At 73.1% G+C, this 23,495-nt stretch carries 19 protein-coding genes and 2 pseudogenes; 10 read left to right on the plus strand and 11 right to left on the minus strand.

The features are described 5' to 3' along the window. Position 1: 1 nt before the first annotated feature. Together ACLJPY_RS05415 and ACLJPY_RS05420 are read right to left on the minus strand one after the other, a co-directional pair. The gene (locus tag ACLJPY_RS05415; protein ID WP_410586900.1) at positions 2–889 is read right to left on the minus strand and encodes a 2-hydroxy-3-oxopropionate reductase; all 888 of its coding nucleotides are present in this window, start codon (positions 887–889) and stop codon (positions 2–4) included. Next, the gene (locus ACLJPY_RS05420; protein WP_410586901.1) at positions 886–1,698 is read right to left on the minus strand and encodes a hydroxypyruvate isomerase family protein; all 813 of its coding nucleotides are present in this window, start codon (positions 1,696–1,698) and stop codon (positions 886–888) included. Before ACLJPY_RS05420 ends, ACLJPY_RS05415 begins: the two co-directional genes overlap by 4 nt. Positions 1,699–1,894: 196 nt before the next feature. On the opposite strand from ACLJPY_RS05420, the gene ACLJPY_RS05425 reads away from it, so the two are divergent. The 3 genes from ACLJPY_RS05425 (at position 1,895) to ACLJPY_RS05435 (ending at position 7,395) form a co-directional block, all read left to right on the plus strand. Beyond that, a complete protein-coding gene (locus tag ACLJPY_RS05425) occupies positions 1,895–6,181 on the plus strand; it encodes a polymorphic toxin-type HINT domain-containing protein (protein WP_410586902.1) in 4,287 nt (1,428 codons plus the stop codon). A gap of 2 nt (positions 6,182–6,183) precedes the next feature. Next, positions 6,184–6,474, plus strand: coding sequence for a barstar family protein (locus tag ACLJPY_RS05430; RefSeq protein ID WP_410586903.1), 291 nt, complete (start codon positions 6,184–6,186; stop codon positions 6,472–6,474). Between the two features lie 201 nt (positions 6,475–6,675). Next, positions 6,676–7,395, plus strand: a complete 720-nt coding sequence (locus tag ACLJPY_RS05435) for a GntR family transcriptional regulator (protein WP_410586904.1) — start codon at positions 6,676–6,678, stop codon at positions 7,393–7,395. A 398-nt stretch (positions 7,396–7,793) separates the two neighbouring features. On the opposite strand, the gene ACLJPY_RS05440 is transcribed toward ACLJPY_RS05435, so the two are convergent. After that, positions 7,794–8,204, minus strand: a complete 411-nt coding sequence (locus ACLJPY_RS05440; RefSeq protein ID WP_410586905.1) for a histone-like nucleoid-structuring protein Lsr2 — start codon at positions 8,202–8,204, stop codon at positions 7,794–7,796. A 217-nt stretch (positions 8,205–8,421) separates the two neighbouring features. Here ACLJPY_RS05440 and ACLJPY_RS05445 point away from each other — a divergent pair, with 217 nt between their 5' ends. After that, positions 8,422–9,303, plus strand: a complete 882-nt coding sequence (locus ACLJPY_RS05445) for a class I SAM-dependent methyltransferase (protein ID WP_410586906.1) — start codon at positions 8,422–8,424, stop codon at positions 9,301–9,303. A 3-nt stretch (positions 9,304–9,306) separates the two neighbouring features. Here the strand turns inward: ACLJPY_RS05445 and dinB are convergent. Then, positions 9,307–10,496: pseudogene (gene dinB / locus ACLJPY_RS05450) on the minus strand (DNA polymerase IV). 154 nt (positions 10,497–10,650) lie between these two features. On the opposite strand from dinB, the gene ACLJPY_RS05455 reads away from it, so the two are divergent. Further along, positions 10,651–11,070: a hypothetical protein gene (locus ACLJPY_RS05455; protein WP_410586907.1), complete on the plus strand. Its 420-nt coding sequence runs from the start codon at positions 10,651–10,653 to the stop codon at positions 11,068–11,070. A gap of 16 nt (positions 11,071–11,086) precedes the next feature. Then, complete coding sequence (locus ACLJPY_RS05460) at positions 11,087–11,599, plus strand: 2'-5' RNA ligase family protein (RefSeq protein ID WP_410586908.1); 513 nt, start codon at positions 11,087–11,089, stop codon at positions 11,597–11,599. Between the two features lie 298 nt (positions 11,600–11,897). Here the strand turns inward: ACLJPY_RS05460 and ACLJPY_RS05465 are convergent, their stop codons facing one another. The 4 genes from ACLJPY_RS05465 to ACLJPY_RS05480 all read right to left on the minus strand — a co-directional run bounded on the left by ACLJPY_RS05465 (position 11,898) and on the right by ACLJPY_RS05480 (position 14,551). Beyond that, positions 11,898–12,977, minus strand: coding sequence for a hypothetical protein (locus ACLJPY_RS05465; RefSeq protein ID WP_410586909.1), 1,080 nt, complete (start codon positions 12,975–12,977; stop codon positions 11,898–11,900). A gap of 9 nt (positions 12,978–12,986) precedes the next feature. Then, positions 12,987–13,565 (minus strand): hypothetical protein, encoded by a 579-nt coding sequence (locus tag ACLJPY_RS05470; protein ID WP_410586910.1) that lies wholly within the window; start codon positions 13,563–13,565, stop codon positions 12,987–12,989. Positions 13,566–13,597: 32 nt separating this feature from the next. Further along, complete coding sequence (locus ACLJPY_RS05475) at positions 13,598–14,032, minus strand: XRE family transcriptional regulator (protein WP_410586911.1); 435 nt, start codon at positions 14,030–14,032, stop codon at positions 13,598–13,600. Positions 14,033–14,341: 309 nt separating this feature from the next. Next, the gene (locus ACLJPY_RS05480; protein WP_410586912.1) at positions 14,342–14,551 is read right to left on the minus strand and encodes a DUF2945 domain-containing protein; all 210 of its coding nucleotides are present in this window, start codon (positions 14,549–14,551) and stop codon (positions 14,342–14,344) included. 246 nt (positions 14,552–14,797) lie between these two features. Here ACLJPY_RS05480 and ACLJPY_RS05485 point away from each other — a divergent pair. Both ACLJPY_RS05485 and ACLJPY_RS05490 read left to right on the plus strand, forming a co-directional pair. Then, a pseudogene (locus tag ACLJPY_RS05485) lies at positions 14,798–14,965 on the plus strand (class I SAM-dependent methyltransferase); the annotation flags it as partial. 432 nt (positions 14,966–15,397) lie between these two features. Beyond that, positions 15,398–15,718 carry a DUF3140 domain-containing protein gene (locus ACLJPY_RS05490; RefSeq protein WP_410587009.1) on the plus strand — a complete coding sequence of 107 codons (321 nt, stop codon included), beginning with the start codon at positions 15,398–15,400 and terminating at the stop codon, positions 15,716–15,718. Here ACLJPY_RS05490 and ACLJPY_RS05495 read toward each other — a convergent pair. Genes ACLJPY_RS05495 through ACLJPY_RS05505 form a run of 3 tightly spaced genes read right to left on the minus strand, consistent with a single transcriptional unit; the run spans position 15,687 to position 21,138 of the window. Beyond that, the gene (locus ACLJPY_RS05495) at positions 15,687–16,910 is read right to left on the minus strand and encodes an FAD-dependent monooxygenase (protein ID WP_410586913.1); all 1,224 of its coding nucleotides are present in this window, start codon (positions 16,908–16,910) and stop codon (positions 15,687–15,689) included. The two genes, ACLJPY_RS05490 and ACLJPY_RS05495, sit on opposite strands and share 32 nt — an antisense overlap. A gap of 31 nt (positions 16,911–16,941) precedes the next feature. Next, a complete protein-coding gene (locus ACLJPY_RS05500; RefSeq protein ID WP_410586914.1) occupies positions 16,942–19,941 on the minus strand; it encodes an ATP-binding protein in 3,000 nt (999 codons plus the stop codon). A 60-nt stretch (positions 19,942–20,001) separates the two neighbouring features. Beyond that, positions 20,002–21,138, minus strand: coding sequence for an epoxide hydrolase family protein (locus ACLJPY_RS05505; protein ID WP_410587010.1), 1,137 nt, complete (start codon positions 21,136–21,138; stop codon positions 20,002–20,004). Between the two features lie 53 nt (positions 21,139–21,191). On the opposite strand from ACLJPY_RS05505, the gene ACLJPY_RS05510 reads away from it, so the two are divergent. Beyond that, positions 21,192–22,160 carry a helix-turn-helix transcriptional regulator gene (locus ACLJPY_RS05510; RefSeq protein WP_410586915.1) on the plus strand — a complete coding sequence of 323 codons (969 nt, stop codon included), beginning with the start codon at positions 21,192–21,194 and terminating at the stop codon, positions 22,158–22,160. 98 nt (positions 22,161–22,258) lie between these two features. Continuing rightward, on the plus strand, positions 22,259–23,476 hold the full coding sequence (locus ACLJPY_RS05515) for an ROK family transcriptional regulator (protein WP_410587011.1): 1,218 nt from the start codon (positions 22,259–22,261) through the stop codon (positions 23,474–23,476). Positions 23,477–23,495 lie beyond the last annotated feature (19 nt).

Consider the following 23,495-nt stretch of genomic DNA (forward strand, 5'->3'; position numbering starts at 1 on the left):
GTCACACCTCCGCCGGGACGCGGCCCGACAACTGTTCGACGACCTTGAGCAAGGCCGAGTGGTCCAGGGAGCCGTACCCCATGGCACGGCCGGCGGCGACGAGCTGGGCGACCAGCCCGGTGAGCGGGAGCGCGACGTCGGCCTGCCGGGCGGCGGCGAGCGCGATCCCCATGTCCTTGTGGTGCAGGTCGATCCGGAAGCCGGGCGCGAACTGCCGGTCCACCATGGACTTGCGCTTGAGCTCGAGGATCCGGCTGCCCGCCAGGCCGCCGGCGAGCACGTCGAGGCCGGTGGCCGCGTCCACTCCGGACGCTTCGAGCAGCACGACCGCTTCCGCGATCAGGCCGTAGGTGCCGCCGACGACGAGCTGGTTGGCGGCCTTGACGACCTGGCCGGCACCGTGCGGGCCCACGTGCACGATGGTCTTGCCGAGCGCGTCGAGGATCGGCCTGGCCGCCTCGAAGTCGTCGTCGGCCCCACCGACCATGATGGACAGTGACGCCTGTTCCGCGCCGGCCTGCCCACCCGAGACGGGCGCGTCGAGCACGCGGATCCCCTTGTCCCGCGCGGCTTCCGCGACGGCGATCGACGTCTCCGGCCGGATGGTGCTCATGTCGATCAGCAGCGTCCCCGGCCCGGCGGTGTCCAGGACCCCGCCCGCGGCCAGCACGACCGCCTCGACCTGCGGGTGGTTCGGCAGCATCGTGATCACGACGTCCGCACCGGCCACTGCGTCGGCGACGCCGTCCGCGGCCCGCCCGCCGGCGGCCTCGAGCTTCTCGCCCGCGACTCGGCTGACGTCGTAGCCGCTGACGTCGTGCCCGGCCGCGACCAGGTGCGCGGCCATCGGGGCGCCCATCACGCCCAGTCCGATGAATCCCAGTTTCATGCTCGTCCCCTTCGGGTGATCGGCAGCCAGTCCAGCGACGTGGCGGTGTCGGGTTCCGGGACGTACTCGATCCCGACGAACCCCGCGTACCCCGCGTGCTGCAGCCGCGCGAGGTGCCCGTCGATGTCCAGGGAGCCGGTGCCGGGCTGGTGCCGGCCGGGCGCGTCGGCGATCTGCACGTGCCCGATCCGGGCGAGGTGCGTCGTCGCGAGTGCGTCCAGGTCGTCCCCGTTGACTGCCAGGTGGTAGAGGTCGGCCAGCAGCCGCACGTTGTCGCGCCCGAGGTCGTCGAGCACGGACACGGCGTCCGCGGCGGTCTTGAGCGGATAGCGCTCGGCTCCGGAAAGCGGCTCGAGGACCAGCTGCGCGCCGATCCGCGCGGCGGCGTCGGCGGCCTTGTCCAGGTGCGCCCGGGCCAGGTCGTCCTGCTTGGCGGGGTCCTCGCCGTCGAGCCGGTTGCCGTACAACGCGTTGAAGCTGCGGCAGCCGGTGCGTTCGGCGATCCCGAGCGCGACGACGAGGCTGTCGGCGAACTCGGTCTCGCGGCCGAGCCAGCTCACCAGGCCCCGCTCCCCCGCGGCCATGTCCCCGGCGTAGAAGTTCAGCCCCCGCAACCGAACCCCGTCGAGGCTCCGCACGAAGGCGTCGACTTCGTCGCGCGGAGGAACCGCGGTGTCGAACGGCCACCAGTACTCGACGTCGGTGAACCCGGCCTCCCGCGCGGCGGCGGCCCGCTCGAGCAGCGGCACCTCCTTGAACAGGATCGACAGGTTGGCGACGTACGGCAGGGAGTGCCCCTCTTCAGGCATCGCGACCTCGAATTTCGCTATACGGAATTTTTCTTTCGCATATCGAGAATAGCTGCTGAGCTGCGGCGAGGTCAACGGCCGCGGGCCAACCGGGCGCCCGGTCCGTCCGCTACCCCCGAAGGGCGGGGGCCGCGGTGATCCTTCCCACGACCGAACGCGGTAACCCCCGGCGACGTCCGGCGATATTCAGGCGGCGATGTCCGATTCGCGGACCGCGACGAGTGGGGGGATTCCACTGAGGAAACAACGAAGGCTGCTGCGCGGCGGGCTCGTCCTGACGCTGGTGGCCGCTTTGACGATGCAGTCGGCCGCCGCACTGGCCGACACCGATCCGGACGAGCCCGCCGACGTGAGCCTGAGCCCGCGGGCCAAGGTGCTGATGATCTGGCGCAGCGCCGGGTCGCAGGTCAAGCTGGCGGCCGAGCAGGCCCTGACCGGCACGGACGCCGACGTCGACGCGTTCCTGACGCAGCAGGTGGGCCGGCTCGCCGGGGTGGACGACCGCTTGGCGGTGAACCAGATCCTGGCCGCCGGCGGCCCGACGGTGAAGGCCGCCGCCCAGCGCGCGCTCGACGCCACCGACACCGGGTCGCTGCGGGCTTTCCTCGACACGGGCTGGAGTTCCGCGTCGGACACCGACCTGCGGATCCGGGTCGACCAGATCATGGCCGCGGGCGGACCGCAGGTCCGGGCCGCCGCGCAGAAGGCACTGGACGCCCAGACACCGCAGGCGCTCAAGACGTTCCTGACCACGACGTCGGTGCGGGCGGAAGCCACCGACCTGCGGATCCGGGTCAACCAGATCATGGCCGCGGGCGGCCCCGAAGTGAAGGCCGCCGCACAGACCGCGCTCGACGCGGAGACGACCGAAGCGCTCCGGCTGTTCATCGCCCGCGAATGGGAAGTCGCCGAAGCGCGCGACCAGGAGACGTCGTCGGTCCAGCAGCTGGCCGACGCGGCGAAGATCGCCGGGCAGCAGGCCGCCGAGGAAACCCAGGCCGCCAAGGACTCCGCCGACACCGCGCTCAAGGAAGCCGACCTGGCCCGGCAGGCGAGCGAGCTCGCCGCGGCCGCCGCCGAGGCGGCCAAGGACAACGCCCAGGGCGCGGCGGACGCGGCCAACCGGGCCGCCGACGCCGCGAACCGGGCCGCGAGCGCCGCGGTGACGGCGATCGGCGCCGCCAACGCGGCCTCGGCCGCCGCCCGGGTCGCCGCGAGTGCCGCCACCCGCGCCGCCGCGGCCGCCGCCAAGGCCGGACGCGCCTCCAGCACCGCCTGGGGTTTTGCGGCCGCTGCGCGTGTCGACCGCGGAAAGGCCGGCGACGCCGCGAAAGCCGCCATCGACGCCTCGGCCGCGTCCAAGAGCGCCCAGGACGCCGTCACCGCCATCGACCTGGCGAAGACCTCGCTGGGGCACGCGCGCGACGCCATCAACGCGGCCGACTCGGCCGGGCAGAACGCGACGAAGTCGGCGGACGCGGCGCAGCAGTCGGTGAAGTGGGCCAAGGCGGCCGGGATCGACGCGAGCAAGGCCGAAGCCGCCGCTGCGGCGTCGCGGCGGCAGGCCAACCTCGCGAACCGGGCGGCCGCGTCCGCCCGCGCCTACGCCGACGAGGCCGCCAGCGCGGCGGACCAGGCCCGCACGCTCGCCCAGCGGGCGGCGACCGACGCCGCCCTCGCCGCCGCGGCGGCCGACGACGCGGCCCAGCACGCGGTGGATTCCGCGCGAGCCGCCGAACTCGCCACCCAGCACGCCAACTCGGCGAGCGCGGCCGCGCAGATCGCGGTCGACTCCGCCAACCAGGCCCAGCGGATCTACACCGCCGCGCGCAAGGCGGACGCCGACCGCACGAGCCTGCAGGCGGACCAGGCCACCGAAGCCGCCCAGCAGGCCCTCGACGTCCAGGACCACCTGGGCCTGACCCGGAAGTGGAACGCGGCGCAGGAGGTGCAGCGCGACGCCGAGACGAACCGGCTGCTGGCCGAGGCGGCCGCGCCGGGCACCGACCCGGCGCTGGCCGCCGTCGACGGCCGCAAGGTGGCCCTGCGCCTGCTGACCACCGGCGGTCCCTGGACGCAGGCCGCGGCCCAGACCGCGCTGACCGGCTCCGACGCCGAGGCCCGCGAGTTCGCCAAGGCCGGCGTCGGCCAGGCGGCGTCGCTGGACGACCGGGAGACGGTGCGCGAGCAGATCGACGACGCCGTCCCGGACAAGAAGGCCGCCGGCGAGCGGGCCCTGGCGGGCAGCGACGCCGACGTCAAGCGGTTCCTCGCCTCGCCGGACTACCCGAGCGAGGGCAATGACCTGCGGCTGCAGGTCAACCAGGTGCAAGCCGCCGCGCGCGCCGAAAGCAACGCCGTCGTCGTCGCCGAGGCGCAGAAGGCCCTCGACGCCGGCACCGTGGCCGCGTACCGGCAGTTCCTCGACACCGGGCAGAACATCGCCCGGGAGAAGGACGACCGGATCGCGCTCAACCAGCTGATCGCCAACACCGCGACCGGACCGGAGGCGCGGCTGCTCGCCCAGGCCGCGCTGGCCGGTTCGCCCGACATCGTCCGCCAGTACCGGCTGAACGGGCAGTACGTGGCGGCCCGCCACGACCGGGAGTCGGCCGTGCACAACGCGGTCGTCGCCGGGCTGGTCGCGCAGGCCACCTCGGTCGCGGCGAAGGCGTCGGAAAACGCGGCGACGGCCCAGTCCGTGGCCGCGACGGCCCGCAAGGCCGCCGCGGAGGCCGCCGACTACGCCAACCGTGCCAAGGGGTTCGCCACCGACGCGGGCACCTACGCGGAGCAGGCCCGGCAGTCGGCGCAGCAGGCGCAGGACTCGGCCCGGGAAGCGGCCCGCTCGGCTGATGCGGCCAAGCAGGCGGCAGCACGGGCGTCGCAGTCGGCGGTCAAGGCCACCCGGTCGGCGACCGCGGCGCGGCACTCGGCCAACCTGGCGAACAGCTACGCGCAGAGCGCCATGGTCGCGGCGCACGAGGCGTACCAGGACGCCGTCGACGCCGGCAAGGACGCCCAGGCCGCCGTCGACGCGGCCAACAGCGCGCGGGACGCGGCGATCAGCCGGGCCACCCAGGAGATCGACGCCGCGAAGAAGAAGTTCTCCGACGACGTCAACAAGACGTGCGAGAGCGTGCCCGCCGGGCCGGACCGCGACGACTGCGTGGCGCGCGCCCAGCGGATGATCGCCGACCCGAAGGGCGAGTCCGAGCGGAACGTCGCGGTCTGCAACCAGCTCAAGCAGTACAGCGAGCAGGTCTTCGGCGACTGCCTCAAGGGCGCCTACGACCCGAGCCTGACCTACAAGATCAACTCGGCGATCGCGGAGGCCAAGCAGAAGGCGCAGGACGAAGCCGACTCGGAGCGCTGGTGGTCCATCGCGGGCACCGTCGTGGCGGGCGCGGTGGTCGTCGGAGCGGGCATCTTCTGCGCCGAGGTCTGCGCCGCCCCGCTGATCGGCGCGCTCGTCGGTGCGGAGGCCGGGTTCCTGGCCGAAGCCGCGGGCGCGGGGATCGGGCTGACGATCGGTGCGGACTTCCTCGCCGGCATCGCCTCCGACTCGTTCCTGGCCTCCCGCCTCGGGGCTCTGAGCACCGAGGAGTTCCTGAGCTCCACGGCGATCCGCAACGGGCTGGCCAACCTGGAGCAGAAGGTCGCGAAGGAACTGGCCGACTGCAACAGTTTCCTACCCGGCACGCAGGTGCTGATGGGAGACGGATCACGCCGGGCGATCGAGGACGTGGCCGTCGGCGAAACGGTCGTCGCGACCGACCCGGACACCGGAACCACCCACCCGGAGCCGGTCACCGACCGGATCGCCAGTGGCGGGCTCAAGCACCTGGTCGACATCCGCCTGCACGGGACGGTCCTGACCGCGACGGGCCATCACCCGTTCTGGGTCACCAACCGGCACGCCTGGGTGAACGCGGACAGCCTCGCCACGGGTGACCTGCTGCGGCAGCCGGACGGCAGCACGGTCGCCGTGGACGGGGTTTCGGAGCGCACCGAGGAGCAGCGGGTCCGGAACCTGACGGTGGACGAGCTGCACTCGTACTACGTCGTGGTCGACGGCGTGCCGGTACTGGTGCACAACTCGACGTGCATCGCGCTCGGGACGAGCCTTGGCGTCGCGGAGCTGGCCAACCCGCTGGTCGACAGCCTCAAGCTGAGCGGGAAGCTGCCGTCCAACTACGTCACCAAGGCGGTGGCGGAAGCGGCCGGATGGAAGGCGGGCAAGGCGCTCAACAACTTCATCCCCGGCGCGCAGATCGGCGGAGACGTGTTCCGGAACGTGCCCGCCCTCGTGCCGGAGGCCCCGGGCCGGATCTGGTACGAAGCCGACGTGGGCCTCGATTCCGCCATGACCCGGGCCAAGCAGCCGGGCTACCGGCTGCTGTACTCCAACGACGGGCTGGCCTATGTTACGTTCGACCACTACGAGCTGGGTTCCTTCTACCGGCTGCCGAACTGGAAGTGATCATGCGGGTCGTCATCGACGGGAAGGCCGTCAAGTCCGAAAAGGACGTTCATGATCAGCTGAAGCGGCAGCTGGACTTCGGGCCGTACTACCGGAACAACCTGAACGCTCTGTGGGATCGGCTCTACCGGGACGTCGAGCGCCCGGTCGAGCTGGTCTGGGAGAACTCGGGAGCCAGCCGGGAGCACCTCGGCGCCGAGCTGTACGGGCAGATCAAGAAGCTGCTGACAGACGTCATGGACGATGATGCGAAGAACCCGCCGGACGAACGCTTCACCGTGCGGTTCGAGTGAAACGAGCCCCCGCCGACCTGAGTCGGCGGGGGCTTCTCACTTGGAGTGATAGCGAACGGTCTGAACGTCCACAGTAGACTTCTCGGCCGAGGCGCAATCTTGATGTCCAGACGCCCGACCGGGTGAGCCCTCGGGATTCTGTATACCAAACCTGTATCCTGAAGATCGATCTGCCGCTTCCACTGCTCTTCGAGGTGCCCCGTGCCCGCTTCCCCGCTGCCCGGCCGCGGCCCGACCGGCCGCCGCACCGCCAAGAGCTCGCTCAGCTCGACTCCCGGCAAGCGCGTCGAACGGCCCGCTCCCCTGCGCCAGGTCGTCTACGAGGCCCTCGCCGAGCTGATCGTCAACCGCACCCTCGAGCCCGGCCAGCACCTGGTCGAGGCGGACCTCGCCGAGTACCTCGGCGTGAGCCGGCAACCCGTCCGCGAAGCCCTGCAACGGCTGCAGAGCGAAGGCTGGGTCGACCTCCGTCCGGCGCAGGGCGCGTTCGTCCACCTGCCGAGCGACGAGGAAGCCGACCAGCTGCTGAGCGTCCGCAGCGTGCTGGAGACGCACGCGGCCAAGCTCGCCGCCGGCAACGCGAAAGCGGAGGATGTCCGGCGGCTCTGGGAGCTGCAGCAGGCCGGGGTTCAGGCCCTGCACGCGGAGGACACCGAGAGCCTGATCGCGGCCAACGCCGCGCTCCACGGGTTCCTCACCGAGCTGTCAGGCAACGCCGTGCTGGCGGAGCTGATCGGCCTGGTCGACCGCCGGGTCCGCTGGTACTACACGCCGGTCGCCCGGCCCCGCGGGCGGGACGCGTGGGACGAGCACGACGAGCTGATCCACGCGATCTCCGACGGCGACGCCGAGGCGGCGGAGCGGATCATGGCCAAACACACCGAGCGGACTCGCCAGGCCTACCACGAAACCAACGGCTAGAACCGCCGCCGGAGTCGATGTGCCGTCGACGGCCGAGTACCCGATGAACACCGGCGTGGGGTTCCCGCTGTGCGTACAACGCGCCGAAACGGCCCTCACGCGGACGATGGGAGGCGGCCCGGTGGCCATCGAGGGAGGAGGCGGCCACCGGACCGGTGCTCCACCGCGGTACCGGCCGCGCGGAGCACTGACAGTCTGGCCATCCGGGCCGTCCTCGGACAAGCTTTCGCCGCCCACGGGATGGCGCGCGGCCCGTTCGGCGGCACTGGGACCGCCCCGGCCGTCCACATCGAACCGGATGCGTGACGGTGAGACACCGGAGAGATACCGAAAGCCACCTCGAAACGCTCAAGCGGCCGGCCGGCGAAGCCGTGGCTCCGCCGGCACCGGCACAGCTTTCAAGACTTCTTGCGGGTCGCTCGCTTGCGGGCCGGCTTGGCGTCGGCCGGTTCGGCCGCCGCGGCCTGGTCGGCCTCGAAGCCGGCGATGATCTCGCTGGACAGGCGGCCGCGCTCGGCGACCTCGTAGCCGTTCGCCTGCGCCCACTCGCGGATCTGCCGGTTGCGCTCGCGGTCGGTGCCCGAGCCGGACGGCCCGGACAGCGACTGGCCGGTCGCGAGGCGGACCTTGCGGCCGCCGATGCGCCGCGCGGCGGCGACGTAGCGAGCCAGTTCGTCCCGGAGCGCGGAGGCGTTCTCCTCGGACAGGTCGATCTCGTACGTCACCCCGTCGAGGCTGAAGGGGACGGTCTGCGAAGCCTCGCTGCCGTCGAGGTCGTCCACCATCTGGACCTGTACCCGTTGCGCCATGATTCGTCGTTCCTCATCTTCTCCAGAACACGGTCGGACAGACCCTAACCTGTCGAATCATGCCCGGCACGCGCGACACCCACAAGCGTCCACAATGGCCGCTCGGGCGAGCGGCTCGCCCGCGTCCAGGGTGACCGCAACCGAGCCGAAATGCTCGCCGCCTTGTCGAATATTCTATTTTGTGATATGCTCGAAATCGAATCGGTACCGTGACGCCATGAACTCCGCCGACTTTCCTGCTAATGCTCCCGGCGTCAGCCGCACGGCCTTCACGGCCGCAGCCGCGCGAGCGGCACATTTGCTGGTCGACGCCGCGCCGGTCATCTTCTCCGATCCCCTCGCAGAGCGCTTCCTCGGCGAGCGCGCCGAGGAACTCCTGGCTTATCACCGGCTCCACGGCGAGCATCCCGTCCTGGCCGGCGCCCGCGCCGAAGCAGTGTGCCGGAGCCGGTTCACCGAGGCGCGCCTGCTGCGCCGCAATTCCGGTATAGACCAGTATGTGATTCTGGGCGCCGGGCTCGATTCGTTCGCGTATCGGACTCCGCCCGGACGATTCCGCGTGTTCGAGGTCGACCACCCGGCGACTCAGGCGGCCAAACGGGAACTGCTGGCCCGCGCCGGCGTCGCCGAACCCCCTTCGGTCACCTTCGTCCCGGTCGACTTCGAAGCCGAACAGCCGCGGGAACGGCTCGTCCAGTGTGGACTGGACCCGGTTCGCCCCGTGTTCGTCAGCTGGCTCGGTGTCACCGTGTACCTGACGCCGGCGGCGATTGCCGCCACATTGCGGGATCTGGGCGGATTGGCGCCGGGATCGGAAATCGTGACCGATCACCTGCTGCCCCCGGAACTGCGGGACGCGGCCGGCAACGCCTACGCCGAAGCCGTCGGGCCGGTCGTCGCCGGGCAGGGTGAGCCGTGGCACACGTTCCTCTCCCCCGCGGCGCTCGCCACGCTCCTGCGCGACGCGGGTTTCGAGGTCGTCGAGCAGGCCGGGCAGCAGCACAGCATCGCTGCGGAGCTCTGGCAACGCACAGACGCGCTGCGACCGGCCGCGCTCTCGGCGCTGGCGCACGCGCGCCTTCCGCACCGGACAGGCTGATCGTCAGTCCGGCAACATCGGCATTTCCAGGTCGTCCGGCCGGCCGAGCAGCACCGCCCGGGTGACCGCGGCCTTCCCGAACCGGTCCCGCACGGCGTCCAGGGCGGTGTCGAGCTCGGTCGCCCGCTGCGTCTCGAACGGCAGGGCCGGCTGGAAGGGGTTGTCGTCCGCCAGGTTGGACAGCGCGGCACCCAGCAGGGTGATGCCGCGGTCGGCGATCAGCGGCAGCGCGGCGACGAGCAGGTCCCGCGCCGCGGCGAGCAGCACGCCGGTGCCGGCGGTCGGGTCGGACAGCGTGTGCGAGCGGGTGGCGCGGGAGAAGTCCGCGAAGCGCAGGCGGATCGTCACGGTCCGGCAGACGCGGCGGGCGGCTCGCAACCGGCGGGCGATCCGGTCGATCAGGGCCACCAGCACGACGTCGAGTTCGGCCGGGGTCCGCCTGCTGCGCCCGAGGGCCCGCTGGGCGCCGATCGAGCGCCGTCGCCGCCCGACTTCGACGCGGCGCGGGTCTTCGTTGTGCGCCAGGTCGTGCAGGTGCGCGCCGGCGGCGCGGCCGAGCATGCCGACCAGGTCGACGTGCTCGGACGCGGCCAGCTGGCCCACGGTGGTGATCCCGCGCGCCCGCAGCTTTTCCCGGTGACCTTGCCGACGCCCCAGAGCGCCGAAACCGGCAGCGGGTGCAGGAACTCGAGCTCGCCGTCGTGCGGGACGACGAGCAGGCCGTCGGGCTTGGCGACGCGGCTGGCCACCTTCGCCAGGAACTTCGTCCGCGCCACCCCGACGGTGATCGGCAGCCCCGCCCGCTCGGCGACGGCGGCGCGCAGCCGTTCGGCGATCCGGCTCGGCCGCCCGCCGATCCTGGTCAACCCCCCGACGTCCAGGAACGCTTCGTCGATCGAGATGCCTTCCACCCACGGTGTCGTGTCGTGGAAGACCTCGAAGACCGCGCGGCTGGCGGCCAGGTACGCCGACATCCGCGGCCGCACGACGACCGCGTCCGGGCAGAGTCGCCGAGCCTGCGCGCCGCCCATCGCCGTGCGCACGCCGTAGGCCTTGGCCTCGTAACTCGCCGCTAGGACCACCCCGCCGCCGACGATCACGGGCCGTCCCTTCAGCGCCGGATCGTCGCGCTGTTCGACCGAGGCGTAGAACGAATCGAGGTCGGCGTGCAGGATGGGCCCCTCATCGGTCATAGAACACATGTTCGCATACCGGTGCGCCGAAGTCCGCCCATCCGCCTACCGCGGGTGACCGCCCGCCGGTCGAAAGTGCGCCCTTTTCCGGTTGTCGGCGTTCTGTTGCCGAGCTCACACTCGGGCGACGAACGACCCGACCCCTGGGGGCGACATGACGGAGAAGTGCCGATGCGGCGACCACCACGCGTGGGCCGCACCAAGCCCGCGGGACCAGCCCGCGGCGCCGCGGCAGCCGCTCCTGGCGGCGACGCTGGCGCGAGAAGACCGCATCGAGGACGCCGGCGGACTGGATCCGACCGACCGCGTCACCTGCCGGACGCACCGCCGCTGGCTGCACGACTGCGTCGCATCGCCGGTGCACACGAACCCGGCGGTCGGGTACCGGTGGTGCCGTCGCTGCGATCACCAGGCGCTGGTCGCGGTGGACGAGCTGGCCGGCGAGGTGACCATCCGGTGCGGGCTGTGCGGGACGATGCCGCGGAGCCGGGCCAACCTGGAGCTGGTGGAGCTGTGCCGGCGGAGCCTGGCCCTGGCCCGCTCGGGGCGGTTCCCGGAGGCCGCCGTCGCCTGACTGGGATGATGCCGGGGTGCCCGCACCCGGAACGACCGCGCTGCTGATCCTGCTGCCCGCCGCCGAGCCGGTGTTGACTGCGGCGCGGCGGGTCGATCCCGCTCTCGTCCGTCCCGGTTTGCCTGCGCACGTGACGGCGTTGTACCCGTTCCTGCCGGACAGCTCCCTGACCGAGGAGGTTCTGGCGGAGGTTCGTTCGTTGGCGGCGGGGTTTTCCGCTCCGGAGGTTCGGCTGACGGAGTTGCTGGTGACGCCCGGTTTCGTGGCGCTCGCGACTCCGGGCCTGCAGGCGGTGGCCGATGCGGTCTGTGCGCGGTGGCCGGAGGTGCTGCCGTACGGGGGGCGGTTCGGGCCGCGGCCGGTTGCGCACCTGACGGTTGCGATGGGTGGGGCCGAGGAGACGCTCCAGCGAGTGGCCCAGGAGGTGCGGCCGCTGTTGCCGCTCACCGATCGCGCGACGGCACTGCAGTTGGTGGCGCTCACCGACCGCGGCTGGGAACGGCGGCTCGAGGCACCGTTCGGCGGGTGAGCGGTCGGTGGATTGGGTGCAGTTGCGTAGTCGCTACACTTTCGCAGCCGATCCACCTTCGAGGGGTTGCAGGACTGGTGCGGCTGCAGGTCCGCACCCACGCAACCCCTGAAGTGACTACACCTTCGCGGCGGCTACAAGTTGGTGCAGTTGCGGCTTTGACGCCACACAACTTTTGTAGTGGCTACACTCTTGAGGCGGCTACAAGGGTGGTGCCGCTAAAGCTCTGGCCTCACTCCATCTCCGTAGTCACTACACTTTTGGTTCGACTCAAGAAGCGGAGGGGCTTCACCGTTGCTCAGAGGCCGGTGGCTTCGGCCGCCGTGGCGCCCTCCAGATCCCGGTACGCGCGGGCGATCGCTCGAAGCCGGGCCACGTCCGCGGCGAACGGCTCCGCTGCCGCGGTGGGCGGCTCCGTCTCCGCCGGCTCGTCCGGAAGGTCGCGAACCAGCCGCGCCGCCGCCGGGGGCGCCAATTCCGGAGTCACGCCCGCGAGGATCAACCCGTCGTTGGTCTCGCTCATCGCCGCCAGCAGGCGCTCACGGCGAGACGAGCCCGCCGCGTCGATGCGGGCGATCTCCGGGAACCGGCGCGTCAGGTCGGCGCGCAACGGCCGCAGCAGGCGCAACGTCCGGGCGTCGCGGCGGGCGGCCACCATGCCCGGGACCGCCGGAATTGTCAGACCGACCACGATCAGCAGCACCGACACCGCCGGAAAACCGACGTCCAGTGTGCAGGACAACGTCGAGAACGGCCCCCGGCACAACGTCTTGACCGGCTGGTCGGCCTGCAGCGCGTGGAGCGTTCCGACGACCTTCCCGGCCAGGTAAGCGAGCGCGAACGCCGACGCCAGCAGCAACAGCGCGAGCCCCGCGCGCAACGCGCCGCCGCTCGCGCGGATCGTCACCGCCGCCACGATTCCGATGTCCAGGACCGCGAAGCCGAGGTACACCGTGTACGTGAACACGTAGACCACCAGCGTCGGGTGGGTGCGGTACAGCTCGTCGAACACGCCGACGCCGCGGGGCAGGTCCGACGTGCTGAAGAACGTCACCACCAGCACCGCCAGCGCCACGCCGAGCGCGACCAGGCGGGTGCGGCGGCCGCGGTCGCGGGTGCCGCTGATCTCCGCGACCGTCAGGCCGATGCCGTAGGCCGCGACCATCGTCGCCAGGTTCGACAGGAGCCGGCCGAGGCTCGGGTACAGCTCGCTCTCCACCTGCTGCGCCCGGTTGGCCAGGAAGCAGAACGCCGCGCCGAGCGCGATCAGCGACACAGCCAGGCCCGCGCCCGCGCCGGTGCGGCGTGCGCGGACCGCCCGCCAGATCCCGGCGAACAGCGCGAAGAGCCCGACGCCGACGAAAAGTATGTCGATCACGGAACGCGACTATCCCAGGAGCGCCGCGAGCCGCCTAGCCTGCTCCGCCGCACGGCCGGATGCACCCGGCTGAACGGCGGGCGGCTCGCTCGTCGCCGCGCTCATCAGCAGGACGGCGATCAGTTCCGCCTCGTACTCGTCGGTGTCCGTCGTGATCCGGGTCAGCAGGTGCGACAACGCCCGCGGGGTCAGGTCCGGGGCGAGCTCGGCGGCCTCGGCGTCCGACACCAGACAGGTGCCGGTGTGCGCGCACAGCATGTGGGCCAGCTCGTGGGCGATGATGTGGTCCTGGTGCAGCGCCGACGTGTGCTCGGTGAAGGCGATCAGGTCGTAGCCGGCGCGCGCCTGCCACGCGCCCGACGGCTGACCGGGCCGGTACGCGATCGGGACGAGGTCGATCTCGCGGCCGCGCCAGGCTTCGAGGCCGTCGACCCAGGCGTTCATCGACCACGGCCGCGGCACCGGGACGGCGGCGAGCACCGTGCGCACGCGCTCGCGCGCCCGGTCGCGGAGGGCCGGCAGGTCGCGCTCGTCGATGGGTCCTCCCCGCTCACCGGGCGCCAGCCGGGTGCACCGGGGCGCGCTCACGGACCAGCTCATCGTAGCCGAGCCGGCGGCGGTCACTCCGGTTTCCGGCGGCGGCCCGCACGGCGGCGGGCGTCGTCGTAGCTGCCGAGCTGGTCCAGCAGCGCCGTGACGGTTTCCCGGTCGCGCGGCGAGAGCCGCATCGCCCGCTGGGCCAGGGTCCGCGCCTCGCTGTCCCGCCACGCGATGACGTCTTCGACCTGCCGGTCGACCTGGCCGGCGACCTCGTCGTCGAAGAAGTAGGTGACCGGAACGCCGAAGAACTGGGCGAGCGCCTGGATGTGCGACCGCTTCGGGTCCTTGCGCGCGCCGACGGCGAGCTGCTGCACGTGGGTCGCCGACATGGTCACGCCGGTGTGCTCGGCGACGCCGTGCGCGATCTCCCGGTAGGAGTACGGCTTGCGGTCCGGCGGGTGCACGGTCGCGATCAGGTGCGCCAGCCGTTCGGCGAAACTGCGCTCTTCGCTCACCACACACCACCCGCAGCCATGGAAACGTGACACCGGTCAGCGTAGCCGTTCCGAAAACTTGACACATCCTGTGCCGGAAAGACTACGATACGCTCGTCCGGTGTTTCGGAAACGTGACACCGGCCCGGGGTGGCGCTGCGGCCGCGGGTGACTCACGTGGCCGCTGGGGGTGGCCACGCGCCCATCCTCCCGCCGCGCCGCCCCGTTCGAGCTCTTTGCCGCGGCAGCAACGGTTCGCGCAGGAACGGCCGGCCAAAACGCCGCACCGCCGGCGGGGCGATCGCGCGAGGAGCCGGCCGAGGACGAGCGTCAGGCCTTGTGCAGCTTGTCCGGGTGGTGAACGGCGGTCTTGCCGGACTTCTCGCTGCGGACGAGGTACTGGGGCTCCTCGGGGGACGCCTTGACGTCCCGCTTGCCCGCGTGGGTGTCCTTGGTGATCTTCTCCTCGACCGTGCCGACGGAGCTCTGGTTGCCGGCGTCCCACCGGACGCGGTCGCCCTTCTTGAATTCTTTGGTCATGGCACCGGGGTACCCCGGATCCGTCGGCTCAGCACCGTGCTCGAGCAGCATCCCGGCCGATAGGGTGACGGCGTGGAGCGGACCGAGCGGCTCCGGCACGCTTCGTCGTTCGGCGGGGCGGCGGCCGCCTACGCCGAACACCGCCCGGGCTACGCGCCCGCCGCGGTGCGCTGGGCGCTGGACCCGGCACCCGGCCCGCGGGTGCTCGACCTCGGCGCCGGCACCGGCAAGCTCACCGCCACGCTGGTGGCCCTCGGGTTCGACGTGACCGCGGTCGAACCCGATCCGGCCATGCTGGCCGAGCTGCGCCGGACGCTGCCGCAGGTCCGGGCGCGAGCGGGCAGCGCCGAGGCGATCCCGCTGCCGGACGCGTCGGTCGACGCGGTGCTGGCCGGCAACGCTCTGCACTGGTTCGCCCCGGCCGTCGCGGGGCCCGAGATCGCCCGGGTCCTGGCCGCCGGCGGCATCCTGGCCGGGCTGTGGAACGTCGTGGACGACCGGGCCGGCTGGGTGGCCGGGCTGGCGCGCGCCGCGGGAAGCGCGGTGATCGGCCCGCGGGACACGCCCGCCGGCTGGCGCGCCGAAACGGCCCGGGCGCCCTGGGCCACCCGGCTCGCGGCACCGGAGCGGGCCGAATTCCCGCACGAGCAGCGCCGCACCGCCGACTCCCTGGTGGCGGCCCTCGCCACCCGGGCGGGCGTGCTGGTCATGCCGCCGCGGGAGCGAGCGGACACGCTCGGCCGGATCCGGGCCTTCCTCGCCGCCGAGCCCGCGACCGCGGACGGCGAGTTCACCCTTCCGATGCTGACCTGCGTGCTGCGCAGCCGCGGCGGGTACTCGTCCCGGATGGACGACGAAGAGACCCGCCGCGAATTCGGAACCAGCGTCAACATGACCGCCAAGCAGCTCGACGACTGGCTCAAGACCGACGAGTCGAAGGCCGCCGGGCAGCACAAGGACAGCGAATCCATCGGGCACCAGTCCGGCCGGCGCATCGTCGAGATCCTCGGGAAGAAGAAGGACGACCTGTCCGGCGACGACCTGGCCCACATGCGCAAGGTCGTCGGGTACGTGCACCGGCACCTCGCCCAGCGGCCGTCGGGGGACGTAAAGGACACCACCTGGCGGCACTCGCTCATGAACTGGGGGCACGATCCCCTGCACTGACGCCGTACTCCCGCAGTTCCAACGCGTTCGCCGCTTCGCGGATCGGGCGGGACATCTGCTCCAGCACGCGGTTGCGGCCCGGGAGGTACGGCATCAGGCGGATCATCCGGGTGTTGAACCACGCGAACGCCCGGGACTGCGGGATGATGCCGCGCAACGCCGTCTTCGCCAGCGCCTGGTTCTTCTCGATGAACGGCCGCATCGCCGCTTCGTACCGGGGCAGCGCCTCCGGGAAGCTCGACGCCAGCTCGCCGGCCAGGACGTACGCACCCGCCAAGGCCAGGCTGGTTCCCTGGCCCGACGCCGGCGACGCGCAGTAGCCCGCGTCGCCGAGCAGGACCACGCGGCCGGTCGACAGGCGGTCCATGACGATCTGGCACACCGGGTCGAAGTAGAAGTCGTCCGCCTCGCGCATCGCCGCCAGCAGTTCCGGGACCTCCCAGCCCAGATCCGCGAACCGGTCCGCCACCAGGTCCTTCTGGCCGTCGACGTCCCGGCGGTCGTAGGTCAGCGGAGGTGCGGTGAACCAGAACGCCGCCTTCGCGTCGGCCGCCCGCGCGGTGCTGTAGACGTTCACCATCCGGCCGGGCGCCGCCGAGTGCAGCAGTTCCCAGCGGTCCAGCTCGAACTTGTTCGGCACCGTCGAAATCGAGATGTAGGCGTCGAACCGGCGCAGGTAGTCCTCCTCCGGGCCGAACGCCAGTGCGCGGACGCCGGAGTGCAGGCCGTCGGCGCCGACCACCAGGTCGAACCGGCGGGGCTCGCCGTGGGCGAACGTCACCTCGACGCCGTCGGGACGCTGGTCGAGCCCGGTGATCCAGTCGCCGAACACGTACTCGGTGGTCGAACGTGTGGCGTCGTAGAGGATCCGGGCCAGGTCGCCGCGCAGGATCTCCGTTTCGTCGCCGTGGCGGAAGCCGAACGTGTCCGCGTCGAGGGTGGCCAGCTCCTTGCCGCGCTTGTCGACGAACGCCGCGCCGCGCATGTCGGTGCTCGACGCGTGCACCTGCTCCAGCAGGCCCATCCGGCGGACGACGTCGACCGCGACCCCGCGGATGTCGACCTTGTACCCGCCTTCGCGCAGGCTCGGGGCGCGCTCGACGACGGTCGTGTGGAAGCCGTGGTGGTGCAGCCACCAGGCGAGGGCGGGGCCGGCGATGCTGGCGCCGGAGATCAGGATGTGCTTCGTCATGCCGTGAACGATCGGCGCTGCCGCTGACCGTTCACGAACCGAGCGCGAACCGCCGCTGACCGGCCTCCCGGACCGCCTGCTCGGGCGGCGCCTCCCGGCCGCGCTCGAACGCCGTGCGGTAGGCCTCGGCGCCGAGGCGCGCCCGGATGAGGTCCGCCACGCCGTCGATGTCGGCGTCCCCGGTCACCGGCGCACCGCGCAGCCCGACCGCGACGCCGAGGAGGAACGCCGCCCGCTCGTGCTCCTCCCGCGCGGCGAGCACCCCGGCCAGCCCTTCGACGGCCTGCGCCGCGCCGGGCAGGTTCGTGTGTTCCAGCGCCGTGGCGAGCGCCTCCTGGTGCAGCTCGGTCGCCTCGGCCAGGCGGCCCTCGGCGGCCGCGGTCCAGCCGAACCCGGTGTGGACGCGGATCCGCGTCTCGCCGCCGGTAACCGGGTCGGCGGCCAGGCTCAGGGCCGAGGCGTACCAGCGCCGGGCCGCGGTCAGATCGCCCGCGCGCCGGGCGATCTCCCCCAGCCCGCCGCGGGCCCGGGCGAGCGTCACCGGGGTCCCGGCCGCGCGCGCCTGCTCGGCGGCGGCTTCGTAGTCGGCTTTCGCGGCTTCGGCGTCTCCTTGCCGAAGGACGCCGTCGGCGCGGCGGCAGAGCAGGTCGGCGGCGTCTTCGACCGCGCCGAGCTCCCCGGCCAGCCGCACGGCCTCGTCCATCAGCTCGCGGAACCGCGCGTGGTCGCCGCGCCAGTCGGCGAACTCCGCGAGCTTCTCCAGCGCGCTCGCCTCGCCCCAGCGGTCGCCCAGGGCGCGGAACGCCTCGAGGGCCGCCGAGAAGTGCGCTTCGGCTTCGGCGATCCGGCCGCCGTACTGCGCGCCGAGGCCGTCGCCGATGCGCGCGAACGCCCGGGACCACGCGTCGGGACCGATCAGCGCGGCCAGCCGCTCGCCTTCCTTGGCCTTGGTGCGCGGGGAAAACGCCCACAGCAGGAAGAGGTACGGGTACCGCAGCGGCCCGTCGAGCCGCCGCAGGATGGGCTCGATCTCGACGTCGGTGGCCGACGCCTGGATCACGCACAGGACGTACTCCTCGGCCAGTCCAGGCGGCGGCTCGGGGCCGACGGCGGCGAGCACGGTGTCCGCGACCGGCGTCGCCTCGCTGCGCAGGCCGCGCAGCCACCAGTACCAGGACAGCGCGGCGATGAGCCGCAACGCGGTCGCGGGGTCTTCGGTGGCGCTCCAGCGCAGGGCCGCCTGCAGTTCGGCGTGTTCGGCGGTCAGCTCGGCCAGTGCCGTCAGCTGGTCGGCGCCGCGCAGCTTCGGCTCGAGGGCCGAGGCGAAGTCCAGGAAGTACCGCGCGTGCGCCGCCCGCCGGTCGTCGCCCTGCCCGGCGCAGAACGCGCGGATCGTTTCCAGCATCCGGTACCGGCCGCCGGTGAACTCGACGAAGGACTTCTCGACCAGCCCGGTGAGCCCGGCTTCGGGGACCCCGCAGACGCGTTCGACCGCGGCCGGCCGCGCACCACCGGCGAACACCGCGAACCGGCCCGCCAGCAGCTGTTCGCCGGGGTCGAGGAGGTCCCAGCTCCACTCGACGACGCCGCGCAGCGTCCGGTGCCGCGGCTCCGCGGTCCGGTCGCCCCGCGAAAGCAGCGCGAACCGGTCGCCCAGGCGGGCGGCGACGTCGTCCGCCGACAGCGACCGCAGCCGGGCGGCGGCGAGCTCGATGGCCAGCGGGAGGCCGTCGAGGGCGGCGCAGATGCGGGTGACCGCGCCCGGAGCGGGTGCTTCGCCGGGAGCGACGGCCGCGGCCCGGTCGGTGAACAGGCGCTCCGCGGCGTCGGCGGGCAACGCGCCGACCGGCACCAGCGTCTCGCCGGTCAGGCCGAGCGCCTCCCGGCTGGTGGCCAGCACGCGCAGGCCGGGGCACTCCCCCAGCAGGCGCCGCGTCAGCCGCGCGGCCTCGGCGACGACGTGTTCGCAGTTGTCGAGGACCAACAGCAGCGGCCGGTCGGCCAGTCCGGCCGCGAGGCGGTCGGCCGGATCCGCGGCCGCGCCCGGGGCCAGCACCCCCTGTTCCCGCAGGCCCAGTGCGGCCAGGACGGCACGCGGAACGTCGGTGGTCGTCGCGAGCTCGACGAAGCAGACCTCACCCGCCGCCCGGGCCGCGGCTTCGACGGCGAGGCGCGTCTTGCCGGCGCCGCCCGGCCCGGTGAGCGTGACGAGCCGGGCGCCGTCCAGTGCCGCGGTGAGCCGGTCGAGTTCGGCGCGGCCGACGAACGCGGTGAGCGGCACGGGCACCCAGCGCGCCGGCGCGGGCGCCGCGGCCTGGAGGACGGCGAGGTGGGCGGCCGCGAGCTCCGGCGACGGGTCGGCGCCGAGTTCGTCGGCCAGACGGGCCCGGATCCCGGCGAACACCGCGAGGGCTTCGGCGGACCGGCCGCTGCCGTGCAGGGCCCGGACGAGCTGGGCGGTGAGGCGTTCGCGGAGCGGGTGCTCGGCCGCGAGCTCCCGCAGTCCGGCGACGAGCCGCTCGTGGTGGCCGAGCGCGAGCGCGGCTTCGACGCGGTCCTCGGTCGCGGCGAGCCGCAGTTCCGCCAGCCGGGCCGCGCGCGGCGGGTCGGCGAGCCCGTCGAGCGCGGGCCCCCGCCACAGCGCGAGCGCTTCGGTGAACAGCGCCAGTTTCGCCGCCGGATCGGGGGTTTCCCGCGCTTGCGCGGTGAGCCGTTCGAAGCGGTGGACGTCGACGTCCTGGGGGTCGACGGCCAGCCGGTACCCGGCCGGGGTGAATTCGACGAGACCGTCGGGCGCGCCGCCGTCCCGCAGCCGCCGCCGCAACCGCGAGACCTGCGACTGCAGGGCTTCGGCGGCGCCCTCGGGCGGCTGCTCGCCGTGCAGGCCGTCGATGAGCCGTTCGGCGCCGACGAAGCGCCCGGCGTCGAGGGCGAGCAAGGCGAGCAGACCCCGCAGCTGGGGGCCGCCGACGGCGACCGGGGTCCCGTCGGGACGGCGGGCTTCGACCGGCCCGAGGATGGCGAACTGCACGCCGCCGATTCTGGCCCACGCGCCCGGGTCGTGAGGGGCAAACGGGGTCAGCGCCGAGGGTTACGACCGCAGCCCGCGGAAGAACGCGCGGATGTCGGCCACGAGCAGCCCCGGTTCCTCCATCGCCGCGAAGTGGCCGCCGGAAGCGAAGTCCGACCAGTGCGCGATCTTCTCCTCCGGGTCCATGATCCGCCGGACCAGCGGCGAGGTGTTGAACACCGCCCAGCCCGCCGGGACGTCCGACGACGCCAGCCAGCCGTGGGCGGAGTGGGCGGCCTCGTACAGGAACCGGGCCGCGGTCGCGCCGCTGCGGGTGAACCAGTACAGGCTCGCGGTGGTCAGCAGCCGGTCGCGGTCGATGCCGCCCGCGCCGGACCACGCCTCGAACTTCTCCGCGATCCAGGCCAGCTGCCCCACCGGCGAGTCGGTGAGCGCGGCCGCGATCGTCTCGGGCGTGTGCGACTGGAGGTCCAGGTAGCCGCGGCCGGCCCGCCACGCCTCGCGGGCGGCGTCCAGTTCGGACTGTTCCGCCGCGGACAGGCCCTCCGGCAGCGGCAGCTGTTCCCCGGCCAGCGCGATGGTGCCGCGGTCGCTGTTGACGTGGGTGCCGAGCACCCGGTCCGGGTACACCGCCCCGAGGCGCCCGGTGACGCCCGCGCCGAGGTCGCCGCCCTGGGCGGCGAACCGGTCGTAGCCGAGCCGGGTCATCAGCTCGGCGAACGCGCCGGCCGTGCGGGCCAGCTCCCAGCCCGGGCCGCTCAACGGCGTCGAGAACCCGAACCCGGGCACCGACGGGACGACGACGTGGAACGCGTCCGGGCCCGGCTCGGTCAGCGGGCCGATGACGTCGAGGAACTCGACGACCGAGCTCGGGTAGCCGTGGGTGAGCAGCAGCGGCACCGCGTCGGCCTGCGCGGAGCGGACGTGCAGGAAGTGGACGGTCTGGCCGTCGATCACGGTCGTGAACTGCGGAAACGCGTTGAGCGCTGCCTCGTGGGGGCGCCAGTCGAAGCCGTCGCGCCAGTACTCGGCCAGCGCTCGGACCTCGGCCGCCGGGATGCCGCGGGACCGGTCCGGCTCGTCGCCGGGCACCGGGTCGGCGAACCGGGCCGAGGCCAGGCGCTGGTGCAAGTCGGCCAGCTCGGCCTGCGGGATGTCGATGCGGAAGGGATGGATCTCGTTCGTCATGGGCAGCACGCTAAGAGCCATTGCGGAAGACTTTCTTCCGCGTTCCGTGCGACCCTTCGACGGTGTTGCAGACCTCCGCCCGCCTCCTGCGGCTGCTGTCGCTGCTCGAAACGCGGCGTGACTGGACCGGCGCCGACCTGGCCGGCCGGCTCGGCGTCACCGCGCGCACCGTCCGCAGCGACGTCGGCAAGCTGCGGGAACTCGGCTACCCCGTCGAAGCCGCGCCCGGCGTCCTGGGCGGCTACCGGCTCGGCGCGGGCGCCCAGCTCCCGCCGCTGCTGCTGGACGACGACGAAGCCGTGGCCGTCGCGGTCGGGCTGCGCACGGCGGCGGGCGTCCCCGGTATCGGCGAGACGTCGGTGCGTGCGCTGGCCAAACTGGAGCAGGTGCTGCCGTCGCGGCTGCGGCACCGGGTGCGGGCGCTGCAGGCGGCGACGGTCACGGTCCCCGGCGCCGGTCCCGCCGTCGACGCGGACGTGCTCACCGCCATCGCGACGGCCATCCGGGCGAGCGAACGGCTGCGGTTCGGCTACACGAGCCACCAGGGCACACCGAGCCGCCGGGACGTGGAGCCGCACCGGCTGGTCAGCTGGGGACGGCGCTGGTACCTGGTCGCCTGGGACACCGCCCGGGACGACTGGCGCACCTTCCGCGTCGACCGGCTGACGCCGAAGGTGCCCAACGGCCCGCGCTTCACCCCGCGTGAGCCGCCGGAGGGTGACGTCGTGCAGTACGTCCAGCGCAGTGCGGGTGCGGCGACGTGGCGGTTCCACGCCCGGGTGCGGCTGCACGCGCCGGTCGAGCACGTGCGGGCCCGGCTGCCGGTCGCGGTCGGCGTGACCCCCGAGGGCCCGGACCGCTGCGTCGCCGAGGTCGGGTCCGACCACGCGCCGGCGCTCGCGCTGTACCTCGGCCTGCTCGACGTGGACTTCGAGGTGCTCGACGCGCCGGAGCTCGCCGACGCGCTGGCGAAGCAGGGCGAACGGTTCCTGCGGGCCGCCAACGCCGGGAGTCCACCGGCTCCCGGATGATCGCCCCGGCGACGTCTTCTTGTTCCCCTGTGGGGATGCGCCGAGCCCGCATCCTGGGCACGCTGGGCCCACGCCGGTTCGTCTGCCACGATCGGGCGGTGACCAGCCGGGCGGGAAGTCCACAGAGGACGGACGCGCGCGGGTTCCGGCGCAGCGCCAGTGCCAGCGCCGTCCTGCGGGCGGTGCTCGACGACGGCCCGATCGCGCGCAGCACCATCGCGCGGCGGACCGGCCTGTCCGCCGCCGCGGTCACCGGCCACACCGCCGAACTGAGCCGGCTCGGGCTGCTGCGCGAGCTCCCCGAAGCGGAGCCACGCAAGAGTGTCGGACGGCCACACGTGCCGGTCGACCTCGACACCGGGCGGTACGTCGCCGGCGCCCTGCACATCGCCGTGCACCACGCCACCGTCGCTCTGCTCGACCTGCGCGGGAAAGTGCTGGTGCAGCACGAAGAACCGCACGACGGGCTGGCCGCGGAGGACCTGCTGGCCCGCGCCGCCGAAATCTTCGACGACCTCCTGCTCGGGCACGCGCCGGACCGCGAGCCGCTCGGCCTCGGCGTCGCCACCGGCGGCTGGGTCGACCGGGAGTCCGGCACCGTGGTCGAACACCCGCTGCTGGACTGGCGGAACGTCGGCGTCCGCGACCTGCTGGCCGGCAGCACCGGGCTGGCCGTGGAAGTCGACGGGCACGCACGGGCGCTGGTGCACGCCGAACGGCTCTTCGGGCACCGGCGGGCCCGCGACAGCGTCGTGCAGCTGTTCACCGGCAACGTCGTCGACGCCGCGTTCGCCACCGGCGAAGGAGTGCACCACGGGCCGCGCTCGGCCGCGGGGACCGTCGCGCACCTGCGGGTCGACGGCAGCACCGAACCGTGCCGGTGCGGGCGCACCGGCTGCCTGGAAGCGGCCGTCTCCGAAGCAACGCTCGCACGGAAAGCCGCGGAAAACGGGCTCATCGCGCAGCCGGATTTTCCGGAATTGCTCGCGCTCGCCACCCGCGGCAATTCCGCGGCCGTGGCGATGTGCCACGAGCGCGCCCGGCTCATCGGCCAGGCGGCGGCCCTTCTGCTCGACGTCCTCAACCCGGCCGTGCTCGTGGTGGTCGACCGCAGTGTAGCCGGGGTGCCCGGCTGCCTTCCCATCATCCGGGACGAGGTCCGCGACCGGTCCCGGTGCCCCGACGCGGCGGAAAGCGTTGTGGGCACGAGCTTCCCGGGCACCGAGCTGGCCACCGCCGGCGGCGCGGTGCTCCTGGACGTCCTCTACGAAGACCCGCTCGGTCCGCTCCTCACGCGGTGGCCGCACGCTTCGTGAAGCGGCGGAGTTATTTCAC

This window comes from Amycolatopsis sp. lyj-23 (assembly GCF_046549135.1).
GTDB lineage: Bacteria > Actinomycetota > Actinomycetes > Mycobacteriales > Pseudonocardiaceae > Amycolatopsis.